The 4015-nt window shown below is 67.1% G+C and carries 3 protein-coding genes and 2 tRNA genes; 1 reads left to right on the forward strand and 4 read right to left on the reverse strand.

The features are described 5' to 3' along the window. Positions 1-35 precede the first annotated feature (35 nt). The 4 genes from ACFTZB_RS43800 to ACFTZB_RS43815 form a co-directional block, all read right to left on the reverse strand. A tRNA-Glu gene (locus ACFTZB_RS43800) sits at positions 36-108 on the reverse strand. 76 nt (positions 109-184) lie between these two features. Further along, positions 185-256, reverse strand: a tRNA-Gln gene (locus ACFTZB_RS43805). A gap of 143 nt (positions 257-399) precedes the next feature. Then, the gene (gene gltX / locus ACFTZB_RS43810) at positions 400-1875 is read right to left on the reverse strand and encodes a glutamate--tRNA ligase (RefSeq protein ID WP_378441986.1); all 1476 of its coding nucleotides are present in this window, start codon (positions 1873-1875) and stop codon (positions 400-402) included. A 73-nt stretch (positions 1876-1948) separates the two neighbouring features. Next, entirely contained in the window at positions 1949-2722 is a 774-nt protein-coding gene (locus ACFTZB_RS43815; RefSeq protein WP_087556572.1) for a fumarylacetoacetate hydrolase family protein, read from the reverse strand. Positions 2723-2836: 114 nt separating this feature from the next. Between ACFTZB_RS43815 and ACFTZB_RS43820 the strand changes: the two genes are divergently transcribed. After that, positions 2837-4015, forward strand: a 1179-nt coding sequence (locus tag ACFTZB_RS43820; protein ID WP_378441989.1) for an MFS transporter, incomplete at its 3' end; no start/stop codon positions are given.

Genomic DNA, 4015 nt, shown 5'->3' on the forward strand with positions numbered 1-4015 from the left:
ACACCCTCCGATTACTCGGAGGGTGTTTCTCTTTGTAGCCCCGACGGGATTCGAACCCGCGCTACCGCCTTGAGAGGGCGGCGTCCTAGGCCGCTAGACGACGGGGCCAGGAACTTTGTCTTGCTGTGGAAGCTCAGCAAGCATAGCTTCCAGAAGTTCGGAGTCAAAATCGGCCGAACTTCCGCTGGGGTACCAGGACTCGAACCTAGAATGGCGGTACCAGAAACCGCTGTGTTGCCAATTACACCATACCCCAATGGCCTTTCTCGAACCGCTGAGCTTCGGGGCTCTGCGGCCCGCCTCGGGCCGAAGAAGAGATTACCAGCCTACTGCCGGGATTTACCAAATCGTATGGTCAGAAGCTGTTTTTGCACCCTTTTCGGCCCGAGGGCGGCGGTCTCAGCCGGCGATACCGGCCCGCGCCGAACGCAGCCGGGCCAGCGACACGTCCCGTCCGAGCAGTTCCATCGATTCGTACAGCGGCGGGCTGATGTGCGAGCCCGTGACGGCCACCCGCACCGGTGCGAACGCCTTACGTGGCTTGAGGCCCAGTTCGTCCACGAGAGCGGTCTTGAGGGCCTCCTCCAGCGAGGCTGCGTCCCACGCACCGACTGCGTCCAGCGACGCGAGGGCGGCGTCGAGAACCGGCGCGGAGTCGGCCCCCAGGTTCTTCGCCGCAGCGGCCGGATCGATCGCGAAGTCCGCCTCCTCGACGAACAGGAACTTCAGCAGATCCCAGGCGTCGGACAGGACCACGATGCGCGTCTGGACCAGATCGGCAGCGGTCGCGAAGACGGACTCGTCCACCGTCTCCCCGAGGTGTCCGTGGAGCGTGAGGAACGCACGCAGGCGCGCGGCGAAATCGGCGGGCTCGAGCAGGCGGATGTGCTCGGCGTTGATCGCGTCGGCCTTTTTCTGATCGAACCGGGCGGGATTGGAATTGACCTTGGAGATATCGAAGGCCGCGACCATCTCGTCCAGGGAGAACACGTCGTGGTCGTCCGAAATACCCCAGCCCAGCAGCGCCAGGTAATTCAACAATCCCTCGGGGACGAAACCGCGGTCGCGATGGATGAAGAGGTTCGACTCGGGATCGCGCTTGGACAGCTTCTTGTTGCCCTGCCCCATGACGAACGGCAGATGTCCGAACTGTGGTGTGAAATCGGCCATGCCGATCCGCTGCATCGCCTCGTACAGCGCGAGCTGCCGCGGGGTCGACGACAGCAGGTCCTCGCCGCGCAGAACGTGTGTGATCTTCATCAACGCGTCGTCGACGGGGTTGACCAACGTGTACAGCGGGATCCCGTTGCCGCGGGTCAGCGCGAAGTCGGGCACGGTGCCGGCCTTGAACGTCGTCTCGCCGCGCACGAGGTCGTCCCACGTCAGGTCGTGGTCGGGCATCCGGAGCCGGACCACGGGCTTGCGGCCCTCGTCGAGGAACGCCTGCCGCTGCTCCGGCGTGAGATCACGATCGAAGTTGTCGTAGCCGAGTTTGGGGTCGCGGCCGACGGCCTTGTGCCGCTCCTCGACCTCTTCGGGCGTCGAGAACGACTCGTACGCCTCGCCCGCCGCGAGCAGTTTCGCGACGACGTCGAGGTGCAGGTCACGTCGCTGGGACTGGCGGTACGGCTCGTACGGTCCCCCGACCTCCGGGCCCTCGTCCCAGTTCAGCCCGAGCCAGCGCAGCGCGTCCAGGATCGCCTGGTACGACTCCTCACTGTCACGGGCAGCATCGGTGTCCTCGATGCGGAACACGAACGACCCGCCGTTGTGTCGGGCGAACGCCCAGTTGAACAGGGCGGTTCGGACGAGCCCCACGTGCGGGGTTCCGGTGGGCGACGGGCAGAAACGGACGCGAACTTCGCTTGTGGTCATGGCTCACTTGGGTCGACGCTGGGAAAACGGACTCCTACAGGCTAGTCCGCTCCCGATGTCGGCACGAGAGCCGTCAGCGCTTGGCGGTCACCGGGTTGGTGAGGGTTCCGATGCCGCCGATGGTCACGCTGACACTCTGGCCGTCGACGATCGGACCGACGCCTTCCGGGGTGCCGGTGAGGATGACGTCGCCGGGGAGCAGCGTCATCACGGCCGACACCCATTCGATGATCTTCGGAATGTCGTGCAGCAGAAGCGAAGTGTTGCTCCGCTGCTTCACCACCCCGTCCACCTCCGTGGTGATGTCGACGTCGGACGCGTCGAGCTGCGTCTCGATCCACGGCCCCAGCGGGCAGAACGTGTCGTGCCCCTTCGCCCTCGCCCACTGGCCGTCGTGGCGCTGGTGGTCACGGGCCGACACGTCGTTGGCGGCCGTGTAGCCGAGCACCACGTCGAGGGCCTTGGCCGCGGGCACGTCCTTGCAGGGGCGGCCGATGACGACCGCGAGTTCCCCTTCGTAGTGAACTTCGTTGGAGGACTTCGGCAGGACGATCGCGGCGTCGGGGCCCACGATCGAGGTGTTGGGCTTGAGGAAGATCACAGGATCGGCCGGTGCCTCTCCGCCCATCTCGGCGGCGTGGGCGGCGTAGTTCTTTCCGATGGCGACGACCTTGCTGGCGAGGATCGGGGCCAGCAGCCGCACATCGGCGAGCGGCCAGCTCCGGCCGGTGAAAGTCGGGTTGCCGAACGGATGCTCGGCGATCTCCTTCGCGATCCGGGACTCGCCGTCCCCTTCGATACTGACGAACGCAACACCATCGGGACTTGCCACTCGACCAAGACGCATGGCGCGAGTCTATCGGCCCGGGTCCACCGCCGTGCCGGGACGCCGGAGGACGCGGGGTATAGACTCCACACCAGCGCCAATATATGAGAATCGAATCCTAGATATTGAGATGACATGACAGCATCGATCGATACCCCGTCCACTGTCGGAACCGCTCGCAGATGGTGGATGCTCGCCCTCGGGATGTTCGCGCAGGCCGCACAGGCGGTTTTCGTCAACGGCGTCGCCTTCCTCATCCCCGAACTCCAGGCCAACCACGGACTCAGCCTCGCCCGCACCGGGCTCGTCGTCGCCGCACCCACCCTCGGGGTCATGGTCACGCTGATCGCGTGGGGCGCACTGGCCGACCGCTACGGCGAACGCCGGGTGCTGGCCGCAGGCATGGCCACCACCGCGGCTGCGGGAGTGGGAGCGGCCCTCTCCGGATCGCTCACGGCCACCGCGGTCTTCCTGCTGCTCGGCGGCATGGCGGCCGCGTCGGCGAATGCCGCGAGCGGACGCGTCGTCGTCGGATGGTTCCCTCCCGAGCGCCGCGGCCTGGCCATGGGCATCCGTCAGATGTCACTGCCGCTCGGCATCGCCTGCGCCGCGCTGACGCTCCCCTCGATCGCCCACGACCACGGCATCGGATGGGCGCTCGCGCTGCCCGCCGCCCTGTGCGCCGCCGCCGCGCTGGCCTGCGCGCTCTGGGTGGTCGATCCGCCCCGGCCGAGTCGTAGCGACGCCGCGGATCTCGGCATGCTCACGAATCCGTACCGCACCAGCGGCGCACTGTGGCGCATCCACGCCGTCTCCGTGCTGCTCGTCGTGCCCCAGTACACCGTGTGGACGTACGCGCTCGTGTGGCTCATCTCCGAAAGGCACTGGGAAGCAACGGCGGCCGGCCTGATCGTCACCGTCGCCCAGATCCTCGGCGCGTTCGGCCGGATGGGCGTCGGCTTCTGGTCCGACGTGGTGGGCAGTCGCATGCGTCCGCTCCGCTGGGTCGCGGCAGGCGGCGGACTGTCGATGGCGGCGCTCGCCGTGACGGACGCGATGGATTCGCCACTCGCCATCGTGGCGCTGCTCGCCGCCTCCGTCGCGACGGTGGCACCGAACGGGCTCGCCTTCACCGCCGTCGCCGAGATCGCGGGCCCGTTCTGGGGCGGGCGCGCGCTCGGTGTCCAGAACACCGGCCAATTCGTCGCGGCCTCGATCGTTCCCCCGGTGTTCGGCGCACTGATCGGAATCGTCGGATTCCCGGTGACTTTCGCCATCGCCGCGGGATTCCCCGCCGCCTCGATGCCACTGATC

The organism is Rhodococcus sp. NPDC057014 (genome assembly GCF_042673295.1).
Lineage (GTDB): Bacteria > Actinomycetota > Actinomycetes > Mycobacteriales > Mycobacteriaceae > Rhodococcus_F.

Bases quoted from the DNA above. Each gene is read 5' to 3' on its own strand.
- gltX (WP_378441986.1), bottom strand. From the start codon at position 1,875: ATGACCACAAGCGAAGTTCGCGTCCGTTTCTGCCCGTCGCCCACCGGA.
- ACFTZB_RS43815 (WP_087556572.1), bottom strand. From the start codon at position 2,722: ATGCGTCTTGGTCGAGTGGCAAGTCCCGATGGTGTTGCGTTCGTCAGT.